Raw genomic sequence first — 24,603 nt, 5'->3', positions numbered from 1 at the left:
GATGGCTAAACATGATTTACATTTAACTCGTAATATCGGTATCATGGCTCACATCGATGCCGGAAAAACAACTACTTCTGAACGTATCCTGTTCTACACTGGATTGACTCACAAAATTGGTGAAGTTCATGACGGTGCTGCTACTATGGACTGGATGGAACAGGAGCAAGAACGTGGTATCACTATTACATCTGCTGCTACAACAACAAGATGGAAATATGCTGGTGATACTTATAAAATTAACTTGATTGACACTCCGGGGCACGTTGATTTTACTGCAGAGGTAGAACGTTCATTGCGTATCCTTGATGGAGCTGTGGCTGCTTATTGTGCTGTTGGTGGTGTTGAGCCCCAATCAGAAACTGTATGGCGTCAAGCTGATAAATATAACGTTCCTCGTATTGCTTATGTTAATAAGATGGACCGTTCTGGTGCAGACTTCTTTGAAGTAGTTCGCCAGATGAAGGATGTGCTTGGAGCTAATCCGTGTCCGATTGTTGTTCCTATTGGTGCTGAAGAATCTTTCAAAGGTCTTGTTGATCTTATCAAAATGAAAGCTATTTATTGGCACGATGAAACAATGGGTGCTGACTACAGTGTTGAGGAAATTCCGGCAGAACTTGTCGATGAAGCTAACGAGTGGAGAGACAAGATGCTTGAAAAAGTAGCTGAATTTGATGATGCTTTGATGGAGAAATATTTCGATGATCCTTCTACTATTACTGAAGAAGAAGTGTTGAGAGCTCTTCGCAATGCAACAGTTCAGATGGCTGTAGTCCCCATGCTTTGTGGGTCTTCTTTCAAGAACAAAGGTGTTCAGACATTGCTTGACTATGTTTGTGCTTTTTTGCCTTCTCCGCTTGATACAGAGAATGTAATAGGTACAAATCCTAATACTGGAGCTGAAGAAGATCGTAAACCAAGTGATGATGAAAAAACATCAGCTTTAGCATTTAAGATCGCAACTGACCCATATGTAGGTCGTTTGACTTTCTTCCGTGTTTATTCAGGTAAAATTGAAGCAGGTTCTTATATCTACAACTCTCGCTCTGGTAAGAAAGAACGCGTTTCTCGTCTGTTCCAGATGCACTCTAACAAACAGAATCCGGTTGAAGTAATCGGTGCTGGTGATATCGGTGCAGGTGTAGGTTTTAAAGATATTCACACTGGTGATACTTTGTGTGATGAAAACGCTCCGATCGTACTTGAATCTATGGACTTCCCGGAACCAGTTATCGGTATCGCTGTAGAACCTAAGACGCAGAAGGATATGGATAAGCTGTCTAACGGTTTGGCTAAATTGGCTGAAGAAGATCCGACGTTTACTGTGAAGACAGACGAACAGACAGGTCAGACGGTTATTTCTGGTATGGGTGAGCTTCACTTGGATATCATTATTGATCGTTTGAAACGTGAGTTCAAGGTAGAATGTAACCAGGGTAAGCCACAGGTTAACTACAAAGAAGCTATCACGAAGACAGTTAATTTGCGTGAAGTATATAAGAAGCAGTCTGGTGGGCGTGGTAAGTTTGCTGATATCATCGTGAATATTGGTCCGGCTGATGCAGATTTCACTTTGGGTGGTTTGCAGTTTGTTGACGAAGTGAAAGGTGGTAACATTCCTAAGGAATTTATTCCTGCTGTTCAGAAAGGCTTTACGAATGCTATGAAGAGTGGTGTTTTGGCAGGTTATCCGCTGGATTCATTGAAAGTTACTTTGGTTGATGGTTCATTCCATCCGGTTGACTCTGATCAGTTGTCATTCGAAATCTGTGCAATGCAGGCTTATAAAAATGCATGTGCTAAGGCAGGTCCTGTTTTGATGGAACCTATCATGAAGCTGGAAGTTGTAACTCCGGAAGAGAATATGGGTGATGTTATCGGTGACTTGAACAAACGTCGTGGACAGGTTGAAGGTATGGAATCTAGTCGTTCTGGTGCCCGTATCGTGAAGGCGATGGTTCCGCTGGCAGAAATGTTTGGTTATGTAACAGCTTTACGTACTATCACTTCTGGTCGTGCAACTTCATCAATGACTTACTCTCATCACGCTCAACTTTCTTCTTCTATTGCTAAGGCTGTATTGGAAGAAGTAAAAGGACGTGCTGATTTACTCTAAAATATCTAAAGCAGCAGGCTAGCGAATGACTCTTAGCCTGCCGCTTTATCTTATTAATAAATGTATTAATTAAAAAAAAATAATGAGTCAGAAAATTAGAATTAAATTGAAATCTTACGACCACAACTTGGTTGATAAGTCAGCTGAGAAAATTGTAAGAACTGTAAAAGCTACAGGTGCTATTGTTAGCGGTCCGATACCTCTGCCTACGCACAAGCGTATCTTTACTGTGAACCGTTCGACTTTCGTAAACAAAAAGTCTCGTGAGCAATTTGAACTCTCTTCTTATAAGAGATTGATCGACATCTATAGCTCAACAGCTAAGACAGTAGATGCTCTGATGAAGTTGGAATTGCCAAGTGGTGTGGAAGTAGAAATTAAAGTTTGATAATTAAAAATTAGTGAAATGCCAGGATTATTAGGAAAAAAAATCGGAATGACATCCGTTTTCAGTGCCGATGGTAAAAATGTACCATGCACTGTTATCGAAGCAGGTCCTTGTGTTGTTACTCAAGTTAAAACTGTAGAAAAAGATGGCTATGCAGCTGTTCAGTTGGGTTTCCAGGACAAAAAGGAAAAACATACAACTAAACCGTTGATGGGACATTTTAAAAGAGCAGGAGTAACACCGAAGAGACACTTGGCTGAGTTCAAAGAATTTGGAACAGAATTGAATCTGGGTGATACTATTACCGTAGAGATGTTTAACGATGCTAACTTTGTTGACGTTGTTGGAACTTCTAAAGGTAAAGGTTTCCAGGGTGTAGTAAAAAGACATGGTTTTGGTGGTGTGGGTCAGGCTACTCACGGACAGCACAACCGCGCTCGTAAACCGGGTTCTATTGGTGCTTGTTCTTACCCTGCAAAAGTATTCAAGGGAATGCGCATGGGTGGACAACTTGGTGGTGACAGAGTCACTGTACAAAACTTGCAGGTATTAAAAGTAATCGCGGATCATAACCTTCTTTTGATTAAAGGTTCTATCCCGGGTTGCAAAGGTTCAATCGTATTAATTGAGAAATAATGGAAGTTAACGTATATAACATTAAAGGTGAAGACACTGGGAGAAAGGTTACGTTAAACGAATCTATCTTCGGAATTGAGCCCAACGACCACGCTATCTATTTGGACGTAAAACAATTTATGGCTAATCAGCGTCAGGGTACTCATAAGTCAAAAGAAAGAAGTGAAATCAGTGGTTCAACTCGTAAGATCGGTCGCCAGAAAGGTGGTGGTGGAGCTCGTCGTGGTGATATGAACTCACCGGTTCTTGTAGGTGGTGCCCGCGTTTTTGGTCCGAAGCCAAGAGACTACTTTTTCAAGTTGAATAAAAAAGTTAAGACATTGGCTCGTAAGTCAGCTTTGTCTTATAAAGCTCAAAACGATGCAATCGTTGTCGTTGAGGATTTCACATTTGAAGCTCCTAAGACAAAAGATTTCGTTGCAATGACAAAAAATCTTAAAGTTTCCGATAAAAAGCTACTTGTAATTTTACCGGAAGCAAATAAAAACGTATATTTGTCAGCTCGTAACATTGAGGGTGCTAATGTGCAGACTATCTCGGGATTAAATACTTACAGAGTATTGAATGCTGGGGTTGTTGTGCTTACTGAAAACTCTCTGAAGGCTATTGACAATATCTTAATTTAAAAAGGAGGCTTAAATAATGGGAATTATTATTAAACCGTTGGTAACAGAAAAGATGACTGCAATCACAGATAAGCTGAATCGTTTCGGCTTTGTTGTACGTCCTGAAGCTAACAAACTGGAAATTAAGAAGGAAATTGAAGCTCTTTATAATGTTACAGTAGTTGATGTGAATACTGTGAAGTATGCTGGCAAAAATAAGAGCCGTTATACCAAAGCAGGTATCATCAATGGTCGTACGAATGCTTTCAAAAAAGCAATCGTGACATTGAAAGAAGGAGATACTATTGATTTTTATAGCAATATTTAATAAAAATGGCAGTACGTAAATTTAAGCCCACAACACCGGGGCAAAGACATAAAATTATTGGTACTTTCGAAGAAATTACTGCATCAGTACCAGAAAAGTCTCTTGTATATGGTAAGAAATCATCTGGAGGTCGTAACAGCGAAGGTAAGATGACTATGCGCTACATTGGTGGCGGTCATAGAAAGGTGATTAGAATTGTTGATTTCAAGAGAAATAAGGACGGTGTTCCAGCAGTAGTTAAAACAATTGAATACGATCCGAATCGTTCGGCTCGTATCGCTCTGTTATTTTACGCTGATGGAGAAAAAAGATATATTATTGCTCCCAATGGATTGCAAGTTGGTGCGACTCTGATGTCAGGTGAAACAGCAGCGCCAGAGATTGGTAATGCTCTTCCTCTTCAAAACATTCCGGTGGGTACTGTGATTCACAATATCGAATTACGTCCGGGACAGGGTGCTGCTCTGGTTCGTTCAGCTGGTAACTTTGCTCAGTTGACTTCTCGTGAGGGTAAGTATTGTGTAATTAAGTTGCCTTCAGGTGAAGTTAGACAGATTCTTAGCACTTGTAAAGCTACTATCGGTAGTGTAGGTAACTCAGATCATGGATTGGAAAGTTCAGGTAAAGCTGGACGTTCTCGTTGGCAAGGACGTCGTCCTCGTAACCGTGGTGTTGTAATGAACCCGGTTGATCACCCGATGGGTGGTGGTGAAGGACGTGCTTCTGGAGGTCACCCAAGATCACGTAAGGGATTGTACGCTAAGGGACTTAAGACTAGAGCTCCTAAGAAACAGTCGTCTAAGTACATTATTGAGAGAAGAAAAAAGTAATCTGATTAATTGAGTAAACTATGAGTCGTTCATTAAAAAAAGGTCCATATATTAACGTTAAGCTTGAAAAGAGAATTCTTGCCATGAATGAATCAGGTAAGAAAGTCGTAGTAAAGACTTGGGCCAGAGCTTCAATGATTTCGCCTGATTTTGTAGGCCATACAGTTGCAGTTCACAATGGAAATAAATTTATTCCTGTTTATGTTACCGAGAATATGGTAGGACACAAGTTGGGCGAATTTGCTCCAACTCGTACATTCAGAGGACACGCTGGTAACAAGAAAAGATAACAGGATTTATTTGAAATAATAAAGTAATAAATAATAATGGGAGCAAGAAAAAAAATATCGGCTGAAAAGAGAAAAGAAGCCCTTAAGACCATGTATTTTGCAAAATTGCAAAATGTTCCTACTTCTCCGCGTAAGATGCGTCTGGTTGCAGACATGATCCGTGGTATGGAAGTGAACAGAGCACTTGGTGTTTTGAAATTTTCTTCAAAAGAAGCTGCTGCAAGAGTGGAAAAATTGCTTCGCTCTGCAATTGCTAACTGGGAACAGAAAAACGAACGTAAAGCGGAAAGTGGCGAGTTGTTCGTAACACAGATTTTTGTTGATGGTGGAGCTACACTCAAAAGAATGAGACCGGCACCACAGGGTAGAGGTTATAGAATTCGCAAACGTTCAAATCACGTAACATTGTTCGTTGGTGCTAAAAGTAATAACGAAGATCAAAATTAAGGTAGATGGGACAAAAAGTTAATCCAATAAGCAACCGTTTAGGAATTATCAGAGGATGGGATTCTAACTGGTATGGTGGAAATGATTACGGTGATTCTTTGCTGGAAGATAGCAAAATCCGTAAATATCTTAATGCAAGACTTGCAAAAGCAAGTGTATCAAGAATCGTAATTGAACGTACGCTGAAGCTCGTTACTATTACTGTTTGCACTGCTCGCCCGGGTATTATTATCGGTAAAGGTGGCCAAGAAGTTGATAAGTTAAAAGAGGAGTTGAAGAAGGTTACCGACAAAGATATTCAAATCAATATCTTTGAAGTGAAGAGACCGGAACTGGATGCTGTGATTGTTGCTAACAACATCGCTCGTCAGGTTGAAGGTAAAATTGCCTATCGCCGTGCCATCAAAATGGCTATCGCAAACACAATGCGTATGGGTGCTGAAGGTATCAAAATTCAGATTTCAGGACGTTTGAATGGAGCTGAAATGGCCCGTTCTGAAATGTATAAAGAAGGAAGAACTCCGTTGCACACTTTCAGAGCTGATATCGACTACTGTCATGCAGAAGCATTGACTAAAGTAGGTCTTTTAGGTATCAAAGTTTGGATTTGTAGAGGTGAAGTGTTTGGTAAGAAAGAATTGGCTCCGAACTTTACACAAAGCAAAGAAAGTGGTCGTGGAAACAATAGTGGAAACAACGGCGGAAAGAACTTCAAAAGAAAGAAAAATAATCGCTAAACGAATTTGAATTTTAGGAAACTATGTTACAACCGAAAAAGACAAAATTCAGAAGACAACAAAAAGGTCGTCAGAAAGGTAATGCCCAGAGAGGCAACCAGCTGGCCTTTGGTTCTTTTGGCATAAAGGCTTTGGAGACTAAGTGGATTACAGGCCGTCAGATCGAAGCTGCTCGTATTGCAGTAACAAGATATATGCAACGTCAAGGACAGATCTGGATCCGTATATTCCCGGATAAACCGATCACTAGAAAACCTGCCGATGTACGTATGGGTAAAGGTAAAGGTGCTCCAGAGGGATTTGTGGCTCCTGTGACTCCAGGTAGAATCATTATTGAAGCTGAAGGAGTATCTTACGAAATCGCGAAAGAAGCATTGCGCTTAGCTGCTCAAAAGCTTCCTATTACAACGAAGTTTGTCGTAAGACGTGATTATGATATTCAAAATCAAAATGCGTAAGTGTTATGAAAATTGCAGAAATAAAAGAAATGACTACTAATGATTTAGTAGAAAGAGTAGAGGCGGAAACAGCTAATTATAACCAAATGGTTATTAATCATTCTATTTCTCCTTTGGAAAATCCTGCTCAAATCAAACAATTACGCAGGACTATTGCGCGTATGAAAACAGAATTGCGCGAAAGAGAACTTAACAATAAATGATCAGCTTGATGGAAGCAAGAAATTTAAGAAAAGAAAGAACAGGGGTTGTGTTGAGCAATAAGATGGATAAGACCATTACAGTTGCTGCCAAATTTAAGGAAAAACACCCTATATATGGTAAGTTCGTTAGTAAAACGAAGAAGTACCATGCTCACGATGAAAAGAATGAATGCAATATCGGTGATACTGTAAGCATCATGGAAACTCGTCCTTTGAGCAAGACTAAAAGATGGAGATTAGTAGAAATAATTGAAAGAGCTAAGTAATTATGATACAAGTAGAATCCAGACTTACAGTATGTGATAACAGTGGAGCGAAAGAGGCGTTGTGTATCCGCGTTTTGGGTGGTACAGGTCGTCGTTATGCTTCAGTGGGGGATGTCATTGTAGTTTCAGTGAAGAGTGTTATCCCTTCTAGTGATGTTAAAAAAGGTGCAGTATCAAAGGCTTTGATTGTACGTACAAAGAAAGAAATCCGTCGTCCTGATGGTTCTTATATACGTTTTGATGATAATGCTTGCGTGTTGTTGAATAATGCAGGTGAAATTAGAGGTAGTCGTATTTTCGGTCCTGTAGCAAGAGAACTTCGTGCTACAAACATGAAAGTTGTGTCACTTGCGCCTGAGGTACTTTAATTTGTAAAAGATTTAAGTAATGAGTAAATTACATATTAAAAAAGGCGATACAGTTTACGTAAATGCTGGCGAAGATAAGGGCAAAACTGGTCGTGTATTGAAGGTTCTTGTTAAAGAAGGACGTGCATTTGTAGAAGGTATCAATATGGTATCTAAAAGCACAAAACCGAATGCTAAGAATCCGCAAGGTGGTATCGTGAAGCAGGAAGCTTCTATCCACATTTCAAACTTGAACCCGGTTGATCCAAAAACTGGTAAAGCAACGCGTATTGGGAGAAAAAAGAGTTCGGAAGGAACTTTAGTGCGTTATTCTAAAAAATCAGGAGAGGAGATTAAGTAATGAGTAATACTGCTAGTCTTAAGAAAGAATATGCAGAGCGTATAGCACCTGCATTGAAATCACAGTTCCAGTATTCTTCTACAATGCAGGTACCCGTACTTAAGAAGATTGTTATCAATCAAGGGTTAGGTATGGCTGTTGCTGATAAGAAGATTATCGAAGTTGCAATCAATGAAATGACAGCTATCACAGGTCAGAAAGCTGTAGCTACCATTTCTCGTAAAGATATCGCAAACTTTAAGTTGCGTAAAAAAATGCCGATTGGTGTTATGGTAACTTTACGTCGTGAAAGAATGTACGAATTCCTTGAAAAATTGGTTCGTGTAGCTCTTCCTCGTATTCGTGACTTCAAAGGTATCGAAAGTAAGTTTGATGGTAAAGGTAACTATACCCTTGGTATTCAGGAACAAATCATTTTCCCTGAAATAAATATCGATAGTATTACAAGAATTCTCGGAATGAATATTACCTTTGTAACCTCTGCGGAAACAGATGAAGAAGGTTATGCTTTGCTGAAGGAATTCGGTTTACCTTTTAAAAACGCTAAAAAAGACTAATAGATATGGCAAAGGAATCAATGAAAGCACGTGAAGTAAAACGTGCTAAATTAGTAGCCAAATACGCCGAAAGAAGAGCTGCTTTGAAGCAAATCGTAAGAACAGGTGATCCTGCTGATGCTTTTGAAGCTGCACAGAAGTTGCAAGAGTTGCCAAAGAATTCTAATCCGATTCGTATGCACAACCGTTGCAAACTGACTGGACGTCCTAAAGGTTATATTCGTCAATTCGGAATTTCGAGAATTCAATTCCGTGAGATGGCATCTAACGGACTGATCCCAGGCGTAAAAAAAGCAAGCTGGTAATTATTGTTTAAATATTGTCAGGGTAGTCCTGATTAATTTAATTTATTTTTATATGACTGATCCAATAGCAGATTATTTAACGAGGTTGCGGAACGCGATTGGTGCAAAGCACAGAGTTGTTGAAGTTCCCGCTTCGAATTTGAAAAAAGAAATCACTAAGATTCTTTTTGAAAAAGGCTACATTCTTAATTATAAGTTTGTAGAAGATGGTCCTCAAGGAACTATTAAGGTTGCCTTGAAGTATGATTCTGTTAACAAAGTTAACGCAATCAAAAAGTTAGAAAGAATATCTTCTCCGGGTATGCGTAAGTATACTGGTTACAAAGATATGCCGCGTGTTATTAATGGGTTGGGTATTGCTATAATATCTACTTCCAAAGGTGTAATGACTAACAAAGAGGCTGCAGAACTGAAGATCGGTGGTGAAGTCTTGTGTTATGTATATTAATTAGGAGGAATTAGAATGTCAAGAATAGGAAAATTACCCATTAGTATCCCTGCTGGAGTGACAGTCACTCTGAAGGATAATGTGGTTACCGTAAAGGGACCCAAAGGCGAAATGAGCCAATATGTGAATCCTGCTATCAATGTTGCCATTGAAGACGGACACGTAACTTTAACAGAAAACGATAAAGAAATGCTTGATAACCCAAAGCAAAAACATGCTTTCCACGGTTTGTATCGTTCTTTGGTTCACAACATGGTTGTGGGCGTATCTGAAGGATACAAGAAGGAACTGGAACTTGTTGGTGTAGGTTATCGTGCTTCTAACCAAGGTAACATCATTGAGCTTGCTTTAGGTTATACACACAATATTTTCATTCAATTACCTGCTGAGGTAAAAGTTGAAACTAAGTCTGAAAGAAATAAGAATCCTCTTATTATATTGGAATCGTGTGACAAACAATTGCTTGGTCAAGTTTGCTCTAAAATACGTTCTTTCCGTAAGCCTGAACCATACAAGGGTAAAGGTATTAAGTTTGTTGGCGAAGTAATTCGTAGAAAGTCTGGTAAATCAGCCGGCGCTAAGTAATTCATATAAAATTAGATTATTATGACAACAAAAATAGAAAGACGAGTTAAGATCAAATATAGAGTACGCAACAAAATTTCAGGTACTACTGAATGTCCGCGTATGAGTGTATTTAGAAGTAACAAGCAAATTTATGTCCAGATTATCGATGATCTTTCTGGTAAGACACTGGCTGCCGCTTCTTCTTTAGGTTTGACTGATAAAGTTGCTAAAAAAGAACAAGCTGCTAAAGTGGGTGAAATGATTGCTAAAAAGGCTCAGGAAGCAGGTATAACTACTGTTGTTTTCGACCGTAATGGTTACTTGTATCATGGGAGAGTAAAAGAAGTAGCTGATGCTGCTCGTAACGGTGGACTTAAATTTTAATCATTATGGCAGGAGTTAATAATAGAGTTAAGATTACTAACGATATAGAACTGAAAGATAGATTAGTTGCTATTAATCGTGTTACTAAAGTTACCAAAGGTGGTAGAACTTTTAGTTTCTCTGCAATCGTTGTTGTAGGTAACGAAGAAGGTATCATTGGTTGGGGACTTGGTAAAGCAGGTGAAGTAACAGCTGCTATCGCTAAAGGTGTTGAATCAGCTAAAAAGAACCTGGTGAAAGTGCCTATTTTGAAAGGTACTGTTCCTCATGAACAATCAGCTAGATTTGGTGGTGCTGAAGTATTCATCAAACCTGCATCTCACGGAACTGGTGTTGTAGCTGGTGGTGCTATGCGTGCTGTATTGGAAAGTGTTGGTGTTACTGACGTTTTGGCTAAATCTAAAGGTTCTTCAAATCCGCACAACCTTGTTAAAGCTACAATCGAAGCTTTAAGTGAAATGCGTGATGCAAGAATGGTTGCTCAGAACAGAGGTATTAGTGTTGAAAAAGTATTTAGAGGATAAGGAGGAGATATGTCAACTATAAAGATTAAACAAGTTAAAAGTAGAATTGGTGCTCCAGCTGATCAGAAAAGAACTCTCGATGCACTGGGACTTCGTAAACTGAACCGTGTGGTTGAACACGAAAGTACTCCTTCAATTCTTGGGATGGTAGATAAAGTAAAACACTTGGTTGCCATTGTTAAGTAATTATTTGTTGAATAATAAAACGAAATTACAATATGAACTTAAGTAATTTAAAACCTGCAGAGGGATCTACTAAGACAAGAAAAAGAATTGGACGTGGAACTGGTTCTGGCTTAGGCGGTACTTCTACAAGAGGTCATAAGGGAGCTAAATCAAGATCTGGATACTCTAAGAAGATCGGTTTTGAAGGTGGTCAGATGCCTCTTCAACGTCGAGTTCCTAAATTTGGTTTCAAGAATATCAATCGTGTAGAATATAAAGCCATCAATCTGGATACTATCCAGAAACTTGCTGAAGCTAAGAGCTTGGCAAAAATTGGTGTAAACGACTTTATCGAAGCAGGATTTATATCTTCAAATCAGTTGGTAAAAGTATTGGGTAACGGAACTCTGACTAACAAGCTGGAAGTAGAAGCTCATGCATTCTCTAAGACTGCAACTGCTGCTATTGAAGCTGCTGGTGGAACTGTAGTAAAACTCTGATTCAATGAGAAAAGCTATTGAAACATTAAAGAATATATGGAAGATTGAGGATCTGAGACAGCGGATCCTCATCACCATATTGTTTGTGGCAATTTACCGTTTCGGATCATATGTCGTATTACCAGGTATCAATCCGGCAATGCTGGCAAAATTGCACGAACAAACAAGTGAAGGCCTTTTAGCCTTGTTAAATATGTTCTCTGGAGGAGCATTTTCTAATGCCTCTATTTTTGCATTAGGAATCATGCCTTATATCTCTGCATCTATCGTAATCCAGTTGTTGGGAATCGCTGTGCCGTATTTCCAGAAGCTGCAACGCGAAGGTGAGAGCGGCAGAAGAAAAATGAATCAATATACTCGTTATTTGACGATTGCTATATTGTTAGTTCAGGCCCCTTCTTATTTGCTCAATCTTAAAATGCAGGCTGGCCCTTCCTTAAATGCTTCATTAGATTGGACTCTGTTTATGGTTACCTCTACCATTATTTTGGCAGCAGGTAGTATGTTTATTTTGTGGCTTGGTGAAAGAATTACTGATAAAGGTATTGGTAACGGTATTTCATTTATCATCTTGATTGGTATTATCGCTCGTTTCCCTGATGCTTTGTTGCAAGAAGTTGTATCCAGAGTAGCAAATAAGAGTGGTGGTTTGATCATGTTTATAATTGAAATCGTATTCTTGTTATTAGTGATTGGTGCTGCTATTCTTTTGGTACAAGGTACAAGAAAGATTCCTGTACAGTATGCAAAAAGAATTGTTGGTAACAAGCAATATGGTGGTGCTAGACAATACATTCCTTTGAAAGTGAATGCTGCTGGTGTTATGCCTATCATTTTTGCTCAGGCAATCATGTTTATTCCAATTACGTTTATCGGTTTTTCAAATGTAAATGATGCGGGCGGTTTCTTGCATGCGTTTACAGATCATACAAGTTTCTGGTATAATTTTGTTTTTGCGGTAATGATTATATTATTTACATATTTCTATACTGCAATTACAATTAATCCGACTCAGATGGCTGAGGATATGAAGAGAAATAATGGTTTCATCCCTGGTATTAAACCGGGAAAGAAAACAGCAGAGTATATTGATGATATAATGTCTCGTATTACTTTGCCGGGTTCTTTCTTCTTGGCTTTAGTTGCTATTATGCCTGCTTTTGCCGGTATATTCGGAGTGCAAGCAGGATTTGCTCAATTTTTCGGCGGTACATCTTTGTTAATTCTTGTAGGTGTTGTTCTTGATACACTGCAACAGGTTGAAAGTCATTTGTTGATGAGACACTATGATGGTCTGTTGAAGTCTGGTCGTATTAAAGGACGCGCTGGTGTAGCGGCATATTAATTCTTTAGATTAGAAATGATATTTCTTAAAACAGAAGATGAAATAGAATTGCTCCGTCAGAGTAACCTGCTTGTTGGTAAAACTCTTGCAGAGGTTGCCAAACTGGTGAAGCCTGGTGTAACTACACGTGAGTTGGATAAGGTTGCTGAAGAGTTCATTAGAGATCATGGGGCAACTCCAACTTTCAAAGGATTTCCGAATCAATATGGAGAACCATTTCCCGCATCTCTTTGTACTTCTGTTAATGAGCAGGTTGTACATGGAATCCCAGGGGATATTGTACTGAAAGATGGCGATATCGTATCAGTGGATTGCGGAACTTACATGAATGGTTTTTGTGGTGATTCTGCTTATACTTTTTGTGTAGGAGAGGTGGACGAAGAAATTCGTAACTTGTTGAAGGTAACTAAAGAAGCGTTATATATTGGCATTCAGAACGCAGTGCAAGGCAAAAGAATCGGAGACATCGGGTATGCTATTCAGCAATATTGTGAGTCTCACTCTTATGGTGTAGTGCGTGAGTTTGTTGGTCATGGCATTGGTAAAGAGATGCACGAAGATCCTCAAGTGCCTAATTATGGTAAAAGAGGATATGGACCTTTGATGAAAAGAGGCCTTTGCATAGCGATAGAGCCGATGATAACATTGGGAGATCGACAAGTGATTATGGAACGTGATGGATGGACTGTGAGGACCAGAGATCGTAAATGTGCTGCACATTTTGAACATACGATAGCTGTTGGAGCTGGTGAAGCTGATATTTTGTCTTCATTCAAATTCATAGAAGAAGTTTTAGGAGATAAAGCAATATAATATGGCAAAGCAATCTGCAATAGAACAAGATGGAGTTATAGTTGAAGCATTGTCAAATGCAATGTTTCGTGTTGAATTAGAAAACGGACATGAGATTACTGCACATATTTCAGGTAAGATGCGGATGCATTACATCAAGATTTTGCCGGGAGATAAAGTGAGAGTCGAAATGTCTCCTTACGACTTATCGAAAGGAAGAATTGTGTTTAGATATAAATAAAATAAGATATGAAAGTAAGAGCATCATTAAAGAAACGCACGCCAGAATGTAAGATCGTTAGACGTAATGGCCGTTTGTATGTTATTAACAAGAAAAATCCTAAGTATAAACAACGTCAAGGATAATTTGTTATTTTTGCAAAAAAAATAATTAAGTATATGGCTATAAGAATAGTTGGTGTAGATTTACCTCAGAACAAAAGAGGTGAAATTGCGTTGACCTATGTATATGGAATAGGTCGCAGTAGTTCAGCAAAAATTTTAGATAAAGCTGGTGTAGATAAAGATCTGAAGGTTAAAGACTGGACAGATGATCAAGCTGCTAAGATTCGTGAGATTATCGGTGCAGAGTATAAAGTGGAAGGTGATCTTCGTTCTGAAATCCAATTGAACATTAAGCGATTAATGGATATTGGTTGCTATCGTGGTGTACGTCACCGTATTGGTCTGCCTGTTAGAGGTCAGAGCACTAAGAACAATGCACGTACTCGTAAAGGTAGAAAGAAAACCGTTGCTAATAAGAAAAAAGCTACTAAATAATAATTGTTGATATGGCAAAAAAAACAGTTGCAGCTAAAAAGAGAAATGTGAAAGTAGACGCTAATGGACAGTTGCATGTTCATTCATCTTTCAACAATATTATTGTTTCTCTTGCAAACAGTGAAGGGCAGATTATCTCTTGGTCATCTGCTGGTAAAATGGGATTTAGAGGTTCTAAAAAGAATACTCCTTATGCAGCGCAGATGGCTGCCCAGGATTGTGCAAAGATTGCATTCGATCTTGGCCTGAGAAAGGTAAAAGCATATGTGAAGGGTCCAGGTAACGGACGTGAGTCTGCTATTAGAACTATCCACGGTGCTGGTATCGAAGTTACTGAAATCATTGACGTGACTCCGCTTCCACATAATGGTTGTCGTCCTCCGAAAAGACGTAGAGTTTAATTTACCTTTAACTTACACAATGATCTTGATTTTGTTTTTGGATTACATTTAATTTCTCTCTGTAATCGCGGCTGCAACAAATTAAGTTCATGAATAAACAATTAAATATTTAAAAGAAATGGCTAGATATACTGGACCAAAATCGAGAATCGCCCGTAAATTCGGTGAAGGAATCTTTGGAGCTGACAAAGTTTTGTCAAAGAAGAACTATCCTCCCGGACAACATGGTAATTCAAGAAAAAGAAAAACTTCTGAATATGGTGTGCAACTTCGTGAAAAGCAGAAAGCTAAATACACCTATGGAGTTTTAGAAAAACAATTCCGCAATTTGTTTGAAAAAGCAGCTACTGCTAAAGGTATTACCGGTGAGGTACTCCTTCAATTGCTGGAAGGCCGTCTTGACAACGTAGTATTCCGTTTGGGAATTGCTCCTACACGTGCTGCTGCTCGTCAGTTGGTTAGTCACAAGCACATTACTGTAGATGGTGAAGTGGTAAACATCCCTTCATTTGCAGTAAAACCAGGACAATTGATTGGTGTTCGTGAAAGATCTAAATCTTTGGAAGTAATTGCTAATTCTCTTGCAGGTTTCAATCATAGCAAGTATGCTTGGTTGGAATGGGACGAAGCTTCTAAGGTTGGTAAAATGTTGCACATACCTGAAAGAGCAGACATTCCTGAGAACATTAAAGAACATTTGATCGTTGAATTGTATTCTAAATAATAATTAATTTCATGGCGATATTAGCATTTCAAAAACCTGATAAAGTATTAATGTTGGAGGCGGACTCCAGATTCGGTAAATTCGAATTCCGTCCGTTGGAACCGGGTTTTGGTATTACTGTAGGTAATGCATTACGCCGAATCCTTCTTTCTTCATTAGAGGGTTTTGCTATCACTACTATCAGAATCGATGGTGTGGAGCATGAATTTTCTAGTGTACCTGGAGTAAAAGAGGATGTTACCAACATTATCTTGAATCTGAAACAAGTGAGATTCAAGCAAGTAGTTGAAGAGTTCGAGAGCGAAAAAGTGAGCATCACTGTCGAGAATTCCAGTGAATTTAAAGCAGGTGACATAGGTAAGTATTTGACTGGATTTGAAGTGTTAAATCCGGAATTAGTTATTTGTCATTTAGATTCTAAGTCAACTATGCAGATTGATATTACAATTAACAAAGGCCGTGGTTATGTACCTGCTGATGAGAATCGCGAGTATTGCACGGATGTTAATGTAATTCCAATCGACTCTATTTATACACCGATACGTAATGTCAAGTATGCTGTAGAAAACTTCCGTGTAGAACAGAAGACTGACTACGAAAAGCTAGTACTTGAAATTAGTACCGACGGTTCTATACATCCGAAAGAAGCGCTGAAAGAAGCTGCAAAAATTCTGATTTATCACTTCATGTTGTTCTCTGACGAGAAGATCACGCTTGAAAGTAATGATACTGATGGCAATGAAGAGTTTGATGAAGAAGTATTGCACATGCGTCAGCTGTTGAAAACTAAACTCGTTGATATGGACTTGTCAGTTCGTGCCCTCAATTGCTTGAAGGCTGCTGACGTAGAAACTCTCGGCGACTTGGTACAATTCAACAAAACTGACCTGCTAAAATTCAGAAACTTCGGAAAGAAATCGCTTACCGAGCTTGATGATTTGCTGGAAAGTCTGAATCTGTCGTTTGGAACCGACATTTCTAAATATAAATTAGATAAAGAATAAAAAATGAGACATAATAAAAAATTCAATCATTTAGGTCGTACTGCTTCTCATAGAAGCGCTATGTTATCTAACATGGCTTGCTCTTTGATCAAGCACAAAAGAATCACTACGACTGTTGCAAAGGCGAAAGCTTTGAAAAAGTTTGTTGAGCCTTTGATTACTAAGTCTAAAGAAGATACTACGAACTCTCGTCGTGTTGTATTTAGCAACTTGCAAGATAAGATTGCAGTAACAGAGCTGTTCAAAGAAATCTCTGTTAAGATTGCTGATCGTCCGGGTGGTTATACTCGTATTATCAAGACTGGTAACCGTTTGGGTGACAATGCAGAAATGTGCTTCATCGAGTTGGTTGACTACAATGAAAACATGGCTAAAGAAAAAGTTGCTAAGAAAGCTACTCGTACTCGTCGTTCGAAGAAAGCTGCTGAAGCTGCTCCTGCTGCTGTTGAAGTTCCTGCAACTGAAGCTCCTAAGGCTGAAGAACCAAAAGCTGAATCAGCTGAATAATTTTACAGTTATTCTTATAGATATAAAAAAGGCTACCTGTGGGGGTAGCTTTTTTTGTTTGTCTGCCGTTTACTAATACTAAGATACATTAAAATATATCTTAATAGAACTTTTCATAGAGAGAATCTGTTATATTTGCAGGTGAATATGGCAAAATTTGTAAAGATAATATTGTTTCTGTTGCTGACTGTTGCTTTTCATAGCATAGCAGGCAATGTTTCTACTGCGAAAGTGGTGGATGAACAGGAGCGTGCTATTACATATGCAATGAGACAGCATGGGGAAATCAGCGCACCGGATCTTCCTGGTAAGCCAGTGGCTGAATTGAACAACTTGCAAAGCCATCAGATATCTGTAACACGTATTCAACGTGTGCAACTTGGAGAATATTTCTTTTCTTTAAAAAATGCGCTACAATGTTGTGCTGATCGTGATAACTCACTTTCACAACACTGGGGGCGGATTTATGGTACAACAACTTCCTATTATTGCCAGCCATCAAGTGAATACTATGTATATACTTTGAGGCGTATAATTATTTAGTAGTCTATTTATTGGTATTGTTTATTTTGTGGTTACTGGTATCTTCTGTAATACCGGTGACTATATCCTTTTTATCTTTATATTTTTACTAATAATTTAAACTTTAAATATTATGGCAACTATTCAAACGATTGATGCTACTATCTTCGCATCTTCACACCCCGATATCGCAAAACGTACAAGTGTTTCAGGAGTTTTAATTTCTTCTGTAATGTTATTGGTCGGTATTTTAGCTTTTGCTTCTACTTTCGAATTGGAAGATAAGTCTTCTACGGTTAGTATGGCTTTGATGGTTCTGGGAACAGGTTTATTCCTTATGGGGATTTTCCGTCTCTTCTGGAAATCAAAAGAAGTTATTTATTTGCCAACCAAAAGTGTGGCTAAAGAGCATAGTATATTCTTTGATTTGAAACACATGGATGCTTTGAGGAATCTTGTGAATTCGGGTTCATTCTCTGCAGGTTCGAATATAAAGAGTGAGGCTAGTGGTAATATACGTATGGATGTGATACTTTCTGCTGATAAAAAGTTTGCAGCTGTACAGTTATTCCAGTTTATACCTTATACATATCAGCCAATAACATCAGTGCAGTATTTCACTGATGAACAAGCTTCAGCGGTAATAGCATTTCTGGCAAAAAGTAAAATGCAGTAAAAGTATATCTACAAAACCTGTTTAACTTTGTTTTTTCCGACACATTAAAACAGGTAGCTTGAAATTTTATATTCAGTTTGCTGCTACTAAATAAAGCCGGTTTTGGATGTTACTGCAATAGAAAACTTTGATTTTCATACAAGGATGGGGATTAGTCGTTAATGACGGCGATCCCCATTTTCTTCATTAAAAAGCAGGCATTCATATTTTGCGCAACTCCGTTTCTCATTTGGTAAGAGAAGGTGAGTTCGTTGTTCGTGATGTCAGCTTCGAAACAGTAATTCCGGATATTTTGTGGGAAAGAGTCCACTAAAGTTCCTAGCAACAAGTCATGAGTGGCGATGATGCCATTGGTGTTCATGTGCATGAATTGTTTGATGAGGGCGAAAGAACCTTTCTGTTTATCCATAGAGTTTGTACCTTTCAATATTTCATCAAGGATGATGAAAAGTTCTTCTCCTGCTTCAAGCTTGTCTATGATTAATTTAAGTCGCTTGAGTTCGGCAAAGAAATAAGATTCGTTGTCGGCTAAGGAGTCACTGGTCCGAAGGCTGGTGACGAGGCGAGCCGGATATATTTCCATCCGCTTTGCCCAAACGGGAGCCCCTATACATGCTAGTAGATAGTTCACTCCTACAGTACGTAAATACGTGCTTTTTCCTGCCATATTGGCTCCTGTGATAATAATAAAGAAAGGACGTCTTTCAATGTCTATTCCGTTGCGTACACATTTGTTGCGATCCATTAAAGGATGCCCCAAAGCTTCAGCCTGCAGATGGAAAGATTGAGCAGCAATGGTAGGATAGATGTAATCCGGATGATTATATGCGAATGTTGCCAGAGAACAATAAGCGTCAATTTCTCCGATGGTTTCTATCCAGCGGGGAAGGTCAGATGCGTGGATTTCTTTCCACTTCTCGATTCGCATCACTTGGCGCAGCTCCCAGAATATCAGTCCATTGAGTATCGTGCTTATTAGCAGATTGCTTCGTTGATCGAGTGCGTTCATCAGTTTTGAAAGCTGGCGTACTGCTTGAGAAGCGGTTTGATTCTGACTTGTAAGTTCCGTTTTTAACTTTTGCAGTATATGACTTTGCATTTCTTTCTGTTCAGTGAGAAGAATCTGGTCAGCGTATGTCGAAAGAATTTGTAGCTTTTCTCCGTAGGTCGTTTGTAGTTTAGTGATTCCTTTAGAAAAAATAGTGCTGAATAATACAAAGCCAACAAACACTCCTCCTGCAATACTGGCCGAGATAATACCTAAAATGGCTAGACCTATACATAAGAAATTAATGATCGTTACCGCTGTCGGGAGGATGCGTAGAAGTGTACGCTTCCGATAATAACTTGGACTGTTTGCCCATTCTTTGATTTCGGTGGTATCGGCAGGTTTTCCTTTATAGAGTAAGCCGAGTAAGCGGATTTGTTGGCGATATTCTAAGTCTGTGGACAATTCATGTATAGCTTCCTGGCGATGTTCAATAGCTTCTTTGTTTTCCAGATGTGCATTGAACCAGTTTGCAAGATGCAGTTTGCCAATAGGCGTTGCAGTGCGGTTGATGTATTGGAAAAGAGAATGTTCGCCAAATACGTCTAAATCAAGAGTGTAGAGATGAGATGGATTAACAAATTCTTTTCCATCATCAAAATCAGAAAAGTCATATTGCATGGCACGTAGCTCCTGCTCATTGATTTCTATTTTCTTTTTCAGAAAGTCTTTTCGGTAGAACCAGAAATTATGGCGTTTTACCAGCCAGATGAATAAGATAAAAGGTAAGATAGCGAAAGCAGAGAGACATAGCCACCCATCAGACCAAAAGATAATGACATTTGCTACAGCTCCTACGAATAAGATCAGGCGGAGAAGACTGATATAATAGATACGTTTCCGTGCATTCTGTAACTCCAGTTCTGTTTTCTGAATGATTTGCTGATATGTAGTAATGATCTGTTCTTGTTTTTCCATGACAAATTTAATTCTTTTCCACAAAGGTAATATAATTCATGACGGTCGGGATAAGAGCTTGTTTTTGTCGAGAGCAGATTTACTGTTTATTAACGGAAGATAGAAAGGAATAACAAGCTCATATTATGACTTGTCTGGATAATGCCTTTACTAGCTGTAAGGAATGGGGTATATAAGTTCTGTTTCCGTTTAATAAGAGTAGGGGGCATTTCCTGGTAGCGGCTTTTTTTCAATATTTCTTTCCTCATTCTTGCATTTATCCGCTAAAATTTATAACTTTCCACTCGAAAAGGCGTTAGACAGGAAAGGAGGATGCTTATGAAGAAAGGATGTATCTTATGTTTGCTGATAAGCGTGATTAGCCTTCCGTTAATTGCGCAGAATATTATTTATTCCAACCTGAAAGAGTTGCTGGCTCAACATGGTGATACAACAGCCGTGTTGCGTGTAGAAAAACGTTCCAGAAATCAGATTGTATTGACAGGAGGGGCTGATTACCGGATAACGGCCGGTGATGACGAGTCGATGTGTCGACGCTTGAAGAAGCGTTGTTTTGCCGTGCGTGACGAAAAAGGAGATTTATATTTGAATTGTCGTAAGTTGCGCTATAAAAAGTTACGCTTTGGAGCATGGTATGCCCCTGCCGTTCAATTGGGTAAAAATATCTATTTTTGTGCCATGCCTCTAGGTTCGGTTATCGGAGGAAACTTTGTAGAAGAGGATGACGTAAAACTGGGAGGGAATATTGGCGATGCTCTTGCCGCTTCAAGTTTGGTTACGAAACGCGTCTGTTATGAGCTAAATGGTGAAACAGGAAAAGTCGATTTTCTAGGAAAAGATAAAATGCTTCAATTATTGAAGAATTATCCGGAACTGAAACAGGCATATTTGAAAGATGATAGTCAGGAGGCGAAGCATACCTTTAAATATTTGTTGGAGTTGCGGAATAAACAAAAAAAGTAATTTTGTCGATCTCTGTTGGTATAGCAGAGAAAGAGTATGTTCATAATACAATCATGGTCATAGTGATATGATTAGGGTGCGGATTATGCAAATAACACAGAACTCATAGCTTTGATTTAATGGAAAAATCCGCTATCCATTTTAATAAAAGCCCTATTAATCCGTTTGGATAAAAGACCTGCATTTGTATCTGTATAAAAGCATAAGAGACTCCTGACATTGCCTGTATCTTACCATTCTATTAAGCAGTAAATGTAATAATGCCTTTCTGATAATAAATCTGTTATTTCTCTTGTCTTTTATCTTCTTTTTTTCTATATTGCGAAGAGTTATAAGACTGTATTGCTTACAGTTTGTAATCCTTAATTCTGTTTATTATGAGAATAACTCTTGGCAACACGCTACCTCCTTATCCGGATTTTGTAGAAGGTATCCGGAGAGCTCCCGACCGTGGTTATACACTTACCCCGGCGCAGACCATCACAGCTTTAAAAAACGCTTTGCGTTATATTCCCTCCGAGTGGCACGAACAACTGGCTCCTGAATTTATGGAAGAACTACGCACTCGCGGGCGGATTTACGGATACCGTTTCCGTCCTGCCGGAGACTTGAAAGCAAAGCCGATTGATGAATATCAGGGGCAATGTATTGAAGGCAAAGCCTTTCAGGTAATGATTGACAATAACCTTTGCTTCGATATAGCCTTATATCCCTACGAACTTGTTACTTATGGTGAAACCGGGCAAGTTTGCCAAAATTGGATGCAATATCGACTGATTAAGCAATATCTGGAAGAACTTACCCAGGAACAGACACTGGTTATTGAATCCGGACATCCATTGGGGCTTTTCCGCTCCCGTCCCGATGCTCCCCGCGTTATAATTACCAATTCGATGATGATCGGACAATTCGACAATCAACATGATTGGCATATTGCCACCCAGATGGGAGTTGCCAATTACGGACAGATGACAGCCGGAGGCTGGATGTATATCGGTCCTCAAGGCATTGTGCATGGCACTTTCAACACCCTCCTGAATGCCGGACGATTGAAACTCGGCATTCCACAAGACCAAGATTTGCGGGGACACTTATTTATTTCTTCCGGTTTGGGAGGAATGAGTGGTGCACAACCTAAAGCAGCCGAAATAGCAGGAGCAGTCTCCATCATAGCCGAAGTAGATCGTTCACGCATTGAAACACGTTACCGCCAGGGATGGGTGGGGCGTGTGACTGCAGATATCATAGAAGCATACCGGATGGCAGCTGAAGCAATGCGACGCCGTGAACCTTGTTCCATTGCCTATCATGGAAATATAGTAGACCTGCTCGAGTATGCCGAGCGTGAAAAGATATTGATCGAACTATTATCCGATCAAACCTCCTGTCACGCCGTTTACGAAGGTGGATACTGCCCAGCCGGACTGACTTTCGAGGAACGCACACGCCTTCTTCACGAATCGCCGGAGGAATTCCGTCACTTGGTAGACATATCTTTGCACCGTCATTTCGAGGTCATCAAGAAATTGGTAGCCCGCGGAACTTATTTTTTTGATTATGGAAACTCTTTCATGAAAGCCATATACGATGCCGGAGTAAAAGAAATCTCCTATAATGGTGTTGATGAAAAAGACGGATTTATCTGGCCGAGTTATGTCGAAGATATTATGGGACCCCAACTCTTTGATTACGGCTACGGTCCGTTCAGGTGGGTCTGCTTGAGTGGTAAACACGAAGATCTGATAAAAACAGACCATGCGGCTATGGAGTGTATTGACGTCAATCGGCGCGGTCAGGATCTGGACAACTATAATTGGATACGGGATGCAGAAAAGAATCAACTCGTGGTGGGTACACAGGCACGTATTCTTTATCAGGATGCAGTTGGAAGAATGAAGATAGCCCTCCATTTCAATGAGATGGTTCGCCGGGGTGAAGTAGGCCCTATTATGCTGGGACGAGACCATCACGACGTAAGCGGTACGGATTCTCCTTTCCGGGAGACGTCGAATATCAAAGACGGAAGTAATGTGATGGCAGATATGGCTGTGCAATGTTTTGCCGGAAATTGTGCCCGTGGAATGAGTCTGGTAGCCTTACACAATGGAGGTGGCGTCGGCATTGGTAAAGCAATCAATGGCGGTTTTGGTATGGTATGCGACGGTAGCGAACGGGTAGATGAAATACTTCGTTCGGCAATGCTTTGGGACGTAATGGGAGGAGTAGCCCGCCGTTCGTGGGCGCGTAATCCGCATGCGATGGAAACGAGTGAGGCATTTAATGAGTCCCATGCTGGAGATTATCAGATAACAATGCCGTATGTGGCGGACGAAGAATTAATAAAGAAGATGGTTACATCTATTGTGGGAAAGTAGTCTCACAATATAAGAGAAAACATTCCCATAATATGAGGGAGTAAATTCCCACAATATATGGAACAGTTTAAACATGCGGTTATTTTGAATAAACCATGTGGCTATTTGATGTAAAACATATAGTTATTCAGTAAAGTATAACCTCTATAATAATAGATATTTGGTATGAGTTGGAATAAGATTATTGAATGCGTCCCCAATTTTAGCGAGGGACGTGATTTGGAGAAAATAGATCAGATAGTAGCCCCTTTCCGTGCTAAAGCCGGAGTAAAACTGCTTGATTATAGTAATGATGAAGACCATAATCGTCTGGTCGTCACACTTGTGGGAGAACCGGAAGCACTGTATGAAGCAATAGTTGAAGCCGTCGGTGCAGCTGTCTGTTTGATCGACCTGAATCAGCACACCGGGCAACATCCTCGTATGGGAGCGGTAGATGTGATCCCTTTCATCCCGATTAAGAATACCAGTATGGAAGAAGCCATCGAACTCTCTAAAAAAGTAGCAGCGAAAGTTGCGGAGCTATATAATCTTCCCGTCTTCCTGTATGAAAAGTCCGCTACTGCGCCACATCGGGAAAATCTCGCCTCCGTTCGTAAAGGTGAATTTGAAGGAATGGCCGAAAAGATCAAACTACCCGAATGGCAACCTGACTTCGGACCTGCTGAACGACATCCGACCGCAGGTACCGTAGCAATCGGAGCCCGTATGCCACTCGTAGCCTACAATATTAATCTAAGTACAGATAATCTGGAGATAGCCACTAAGATTGCGAAAAGTATCCGCCATATCAATGGAGGACTTCGTTATGTAAAAGCAATGGGGGTGGAACTGAAAGAGCGAAACATTACCCAAGTATCCATTAACATGACCGACTATACCCGTACCGCACTTTACCGTGCCTTCGAATTAGTACGTATCGAAGCCCGTCGTTACGGTGTTACGATTGTAGGTAGCGAAATAATCGGCCTTGTACCGATGGAAGCTTTGATTGATACCGCTTCCTACTATCTCGGACTCGAAAACTTTACCATGCAGCAAGTTCTCGAAGCTCGTATCATGGAATAGTCAATAAGAAAATAA

At 39.6% G+C, this 24,603-nt stretch carries 37 protein-coding genes; 36 read left to right on the top strand and 1 reads right to left on the bottom strand.

The window, feature by feature from the left end; translation table 11 throughout:
• Window position 1 precedes the first annotated feature (1 nt).
• The 33 genes from fusA to DWZ47_RS18145 all read left to right on the top strand — a co-directional run bounded on the left by fusA (window position 2) and on the right by DWZ47_RS18145 (window position 18,216).
• Window positions 2-2,119 (top strand): elongation factor G, encoded by a 2,118-nt coding sequence (gene fusA, locus DWZ47_RS18305; RefSeq protein ID WP_004307538.1) that lies wholly within the window; start codon window positions 2-4, stop codon window positions 2,117-2,119.
• Between the two features lie 82 nt (window positions 2,120-2,201).
• Window positions 2,202-2,507 (top strand): 30S ribosomal protein S10, encoded by a 306-nt coding sequence (gene rpsJ, locus DWZ47_RS18300; RefSeq protein ID WP_002558075.1) that lies wholly within the window; start codon window positions 2,202-2,204, stop codon window positions 2,505-2,507.
• 18 nt (window positions 2,508-2,525) lie between these two features.
• The gene (gene rplC, locus DWZ47_RS18295; RefSeq protein WP_004307533.1) at window positions 2,526-3,143 is read left to right on the top strand and encodes a 50S ribosomal protein L3; all 618 of its coding nucleotides are present in this window, start codon (window positions 2,526-2,528) and stop codon (window positions 3,141-3,143) included.
• Window positions 3,143-3,769 (top strand): 50S ribosomal protein L4, encoded by a 627-nt coding sequence (gene rplD / locus DWZ47_RS18290; protein WP_004296348.1) that lies wholly within the window; start codon window positions 3,143-3,145, stop codon window positions 3,767-3,769. Before rplC ends, rplD begins: the two co-directional genes overlap by 1 nt.
• Before the next feature lie 16 nt (window positions 3,770-3,785).
• Window positions 3,786-4,076 (top strand): 50S ribosomal protein L23, encoded by a 291-nt coding sequence (rplW, locus tag DWZ47_RS18285; RefSeq protein WP_004296347.1) that lies wholly within the window; start codon window positions 3,786-3,788, stop codon window positions 4,074-4,076.
• A gap of 5 nt (window positions 4,077-4,081) precedes the next feature.
• Window positions 4,082-4,906, top strand: a complete 825-nt coding sequence (gene rplB, locus DWZ47_RS18280) for a 50S ribosomal protein L2 (protein ID WP_004296346.1) — start codon at window positions 4,082-4,084, stop codon at window positions 4,904-4,906.
• Between the two features lie 20 nt (window positions 4,907-4,926).
• Window positions 4,927-5,196: a 30S ribosomal protein S19 gene (gene rpsS / locus DWZ47_RS18275; RefSeq protein ID WP_004296345.1), complete on the top strand. Its 270-nt coding sequence runs from the start codon at window positions 4,927-4,929 to the stop codon at window positions 5,194-5,196.
• A gap of 36 nt (window positions 5,197-5,232) precedes the next feature.
• Window positions 5,233-5,643, top strand: a complete 411-nt coding sequence (gene rplV / locus DWZ47_RS18270; RefSeq protein ID WP_004296344.1) for a 50S ribosomal protein L22 — start codon at window positions 5,233-5,235, stop codon at window positions 5,641-5,643.
• Window positions 5,644-5,648: 5 nt separating this feature from the next.
• Entirely contained in the window at window positions 5,649-6,380 is a 732-nt protein-coding gene (rpsC, locus tag DWZ47_RS18265) for a 30S ribosomal protein S3 (RefSeq protein WP_004296343.1), read from the top strand.
• Between the two features lie 23 nt (window positions 6,381-6,403).
• Window positions 6,404-6,838, top strand: a complete 435-nt coding sequence (rplP, locus tag DWZ47_RS18260) for a 50S ribosomal protein L16 (protein ID WP_004291234.1) — start codon at window positions 6,404-6,406, stop codon at window positions 6,836-6,838.
• A 5-nt stretch (window positions 6,839-6,843) separates the two neighbouring features.
• Entirely contained in the window at window positions 6,844-7,041 is a 198-nt protein-coding gene (gene rpmC, locus DWZ47_RS18255) for a 50S ribosomal protein L29 (protein WP_004296342.1), read from the top strand.
• Window positions 7,038-7,307: a 30S ribosomal protein S17 gene (rpsQ, locus tag DWZ47_RS18250; RefSeq protein WP_004296341.1), complete on the top strand. Its 270-nt coding sequence runs from the start codon at window positions 7,038-7,040 to the stop codon at window positions 7,305-7,307. Before rpmC ends, rpsQ begins: the two co-directional genes overlap by 4 nt.
• A 2-nt stretch (window positions 7,308-7,309) precedes the next feature.
• Window positions 7,310-7,675: a 50S ribosomal protein L14 gene (gene rplN, locus DWZ47_RS18245; protein ID WP_004296340.1), complete on the top strand. Its 366-nt coding sequence runs from the start codon at window positions 7,310-7,312 to the stop codon at window positions 7,673-7,675.
• Window positions 7,676-7,694: 19 nt separating this feature from the next.
• The gene (rplX, locus tag DWZ47_RS18240; RefSeq protein ID WP_004296339.1) at window positions 7,695-8,015 is read left to right on the top strand and encodes a 50S ribosomal protein L24; all 321 of its coding nucleotides are present in this window, start codon (window positions 7,695-7,697) and stop codon (window positions 8,013-8,015) included.
• Complete coding sequence (rplE, locus tag DWZ47_RS18235; RefSeq protein ID WP_004296338.1) at window positions 8,015-8,572, top strand: 50S ribosomal protein L5; 558 nt, start codon at window positions 8,015-8,017, stop codon at window positions 8,570-8,572. Before rplX ends, rplE begins: the two co-directional genes overlap by 1 nt.
• Window positions 8,573-8,577: 5 nt before the next feature.
• On the top strand, window positions 8,578-8,877 hold the full coding sequence (rpsN, locus tag DWZ47_RS18230; protein WP_004296337.1) for a 30S ribosomal protein S14: 300 nt from the start codon (window positions 8,578-8,580) through the stop codon (window positions 8,875-8,877).
• 52 nt (window positions 8,878-8,929) lie between these two features.
• Complete coding sequence (rpsH, locus tag DWZ47_RS18225; protein WP_004296336.1) at window positions 8,930-9,325, top strand: 30S ribosomal protein S8; 396 nt, start codon at window positions 8,930-8,932, stop codon at window positions 9,323-9,325.
• Window positions 9,326-9,340: 15 nt separating this feature from the next.
• The gene (gene rplF, locus DWZ47_RS18220) at window positions 9,341-9,910 is read left to right on the top strand and encodes a 50S ribosomal protein L6 (protein WP_004296335.1); all 570 of its coding nucleotides are present in this window, start codon (window positions 9,341-9,343) and stop codon (window positions 9,908-9,910) included.
• 21 nt (window positions 9,911-9,931) lie between these two features.
• A complete protein-coding gene (rplR, locus tag DWZ47_RS18215; RefSeq protein WP_004296334.1) occupies window positions 9,932-10,276 on the top strand; it encodes a 50S ribosomal protein L18 in 345 nt (114 codons plus the stop codon).
• A gap of 5 nt (window positions 10,277-10,281) precedes the next feature.
• The gene (rpsE, locus tag DWZ47_RS18210; RefSeq protein ID WP_004296333.1) at window positions 10,282-10,800 is read left to right on the top strand and encodes a 30S ribosomal protein S5; all 519 of its coding nucleotides are present in this window, start codon (window positions 10,282-10,284) and stop codon (window positions 10,798-10,800) included.
• A 9-nt stretch (window positions 10,801-10,809) separates the two neighbouring features.
• Entirely contained in the window at window positions 10,810-10,986 is a 177-nt protein-coding gene (rpmD, locus tag DWZ47_RS18205) for a 50S ribosomal protein L30 (protein WP_004296332.1), read from the top strand.
• Window positions 10,987-11,018: 32 nt separating this feature from the next.
• Window positions 11,019-11,465, top strand: a complete 447-nt coding sequence (gene rplO / locus DWZ47_RS18200; protein WP_004296331.1) for a 50S ribosomal protein L15 — start codon at window positions 11,019-11,021, stop codon at window positions 11,463-11,465.
• Between the two features lie 4 nt (window positions 11,466-11,469).
• The gene (secY, locus tag DWZ47_RS18195; RefSeq protein WP_004296330.1) at window positions 11,470-12,810 is read left to right on the top strand and encodes a preprotein translocase subunit SecY; all 1,341 of its coding nucleotides are present in this window, start codon (window positions 11,470-11,472) and stop codon (window positions 12,808-12,810) included.
• A gap of 15 nt (window positions 12,811-12,825) precedes the next feature.
• The gene (gene map / locus DWZ47_RS18190) at window positions 12,826-13,623 is read left to right on the top strand and encodes a type I methionyl aminopeptidase (protein WP_004296329.1); all 798 of its coding nucleotides are present in this window, start codon (window positions 12,826-12,828) and stop codon (window positions 13,621-13,623) included.
• Between the two features lies 1 nt (window position 13,624).
• Entirely contained in the window at window positions 13,625-13,843 is a 219-nt protein-coding gene (gene infA, locus DWZ47_RS18185) for a translation initiation factor IF-1 (protein ID WP_002558052.1), read from the top strand.
• An 8-nt stretch (window positions 13,844-13,851) separates the two neighbouring features.
• Complete coding sequence (ykgO, locus tag DWZ47_RS18180) at window positions 13,852-13,968, top strand: type B 50S ribosomal protein L36 (RefSeq protein ID WP_002558051.1); 117 nt, start codon at window positions 13,852-13,854, stop codon at window positions 13,966-13,968.
• A 33-nt stretch (window positions 13,969-14,001) separates the two neighbouring features.
• A complete protein-coding gene (gene rpsM / locus DWZ47_RS18175) occupies window positions 14,002-14,382 on the top strand; it encodes a 30S ribosomal protein S13 (RefSeq protein ID WP_004296328.1) in 381 nt (126 codons plus the stop codon).
• An 11-nt stretch (window positions 14,383-14,393) separates the two neighbouring features.
• Complete coding sequence (rpsK, locus tag DWZ47_RS18170) at window positions 14,394-14,783, top strand: 30S ribosomal protein S11 (protein ID WP_004296327.1); 390 nt, start codon at window positions 14,394-14,396, stop codon at window positions 14,781-14,783.
• Window positions 14,784-14,901: 118 nt separating this feature from the next.
• Window positions 14,902-15,507, top strand: coding sequence for a 30S ribosomal protein S4 (gene rpsD / locus DWZ47_RS18165; protein WP_004296326.1), 606 nt, complete (start codon window positions 14,902-14,904; stop codon window positions 15,505-15,507).
• Between the two features lie 11 nt (window positions 15,508-15,518).
• On the top strand, window positions 15,519-16,511 hold the full coding sequence (locus DWZ47_RS18160) for a DNA-directed RNA polymerase subunit alpha (protein WP_004296325.1): 993 nt from the start codon (window positions 15,519-15,521) through the stop codon (window positions 16,509-16,511).
• Between the two features lie 3 nt (window positions 16,512-16,514).
• Entirely contained in the window at window positions 16,515-17,018 is a 504-nt protein-coding gene (gene rplQ / locus DWZ47_RS18155) for a 50S ribosomal protein L17 (protein WP_004307527.1), read from the top strand.
• Between the two features lie 147 nt (window positions 17,019-17,165).
• Window positions 17,166-17,561 (top strand): hypothetical protein, encoded by a 396-nt coding sequence (locus DWZ47_RS18150; RefSeq protein WP_117514074.1) that lies wholly within the window; start codon window positions 17,166-17,168, stop codon window positions 17,559-17,561.
• A 112-nt stretch (window positions 17,562-17,673) separates the two neighbouring features.
• Window positions 17,674-18,216, top strand: a complete 543-nt coding sequence (locus DWZ47_RS18145) for a hypothetical protein (protein WP_004323765.1) — start codon at window positions 17,674-17,676, stop codon at window positions 18,214-18,216.
• 151 nt (window positions 18,217-18,367) lie between these two features.
• Here the strand turns inward: DWZ47_RS18145 and DWZ47_RS18140 are convergent, their stop codons facing one another.
• Window positions 18,368-20,182 (bottom strand): MutS family DNA mismatch repair protein, encoded by a 1,815-nt coding sequence (locus DWZ47_RS18140; RefSeq protein WP_008646315.1) that lies wholly within the window; start codon window positions 20,180-20,182, stop codon window positions 18,368-18,370.
• 318 nt (window positions 20,183-20,500) lie between these two features.
• Between DWZ47_RS18140 and DWZ47_RS18135 the strand changes: the two genes are divergently transcribed.
• The 3 genes from DWZ47_RS18135 (at window position 20,501) to ftcD (ending at window position 24,588) form a co-directional block, all read left to right on the top strand.
• Window positions 20,501-21,145, top strand: a complete 645-nt coding sequence (locus DWZ47_RS18135; protein WP_004307524.1) for a DUF6563 family protein — start codon at window positions 20,501-20,503, stop codon at window positions 21,143-21,145.
• A 377-nt stretch (window positions 21,146-21,522) separates the two neighbouring features.
• Complete coding sequence (locus DWZ47_RS18130) at window positions 21,523-23,520, top strand: urocanate hydratase (RefSeq protein WP_117514045.1); 1,998 nt, start codon at window positions 21,523-21,525, stop codon at window positions 23,518-23,520.
• Window positions 23,521-23,685: 165 nt separating this feature from the next.
• Window positions 23,686-24,588 (top strand): glutamate formimidoyltransferase, encoded by a 903-nt coding sequence (gene ftcD, locus DWZ47_RS18125; protein WP_004323668.1) that lies wholly within the window; start codon window positions 23,686-23,688, stop codon window positions 24,586-24,588.
• Window positions 24,589-24,603: the final 15 nt, after the last annotated feature.

It is taken from the genome of Bacteroides sp. AF32-8BH, from assembly GCF_003435205.1.
Lineage (GTDB): Bacteria > Bacteroidota > Bacteroidia > Bacteroidales > Bacteroidaceae > Bacteroides > Bacteroides ovatus.
The sequence above is the reverse complement of the archived record's forward strand: the minus strand, read 5'-3'. Positions and strand labels throughout refer to the sequence as shown.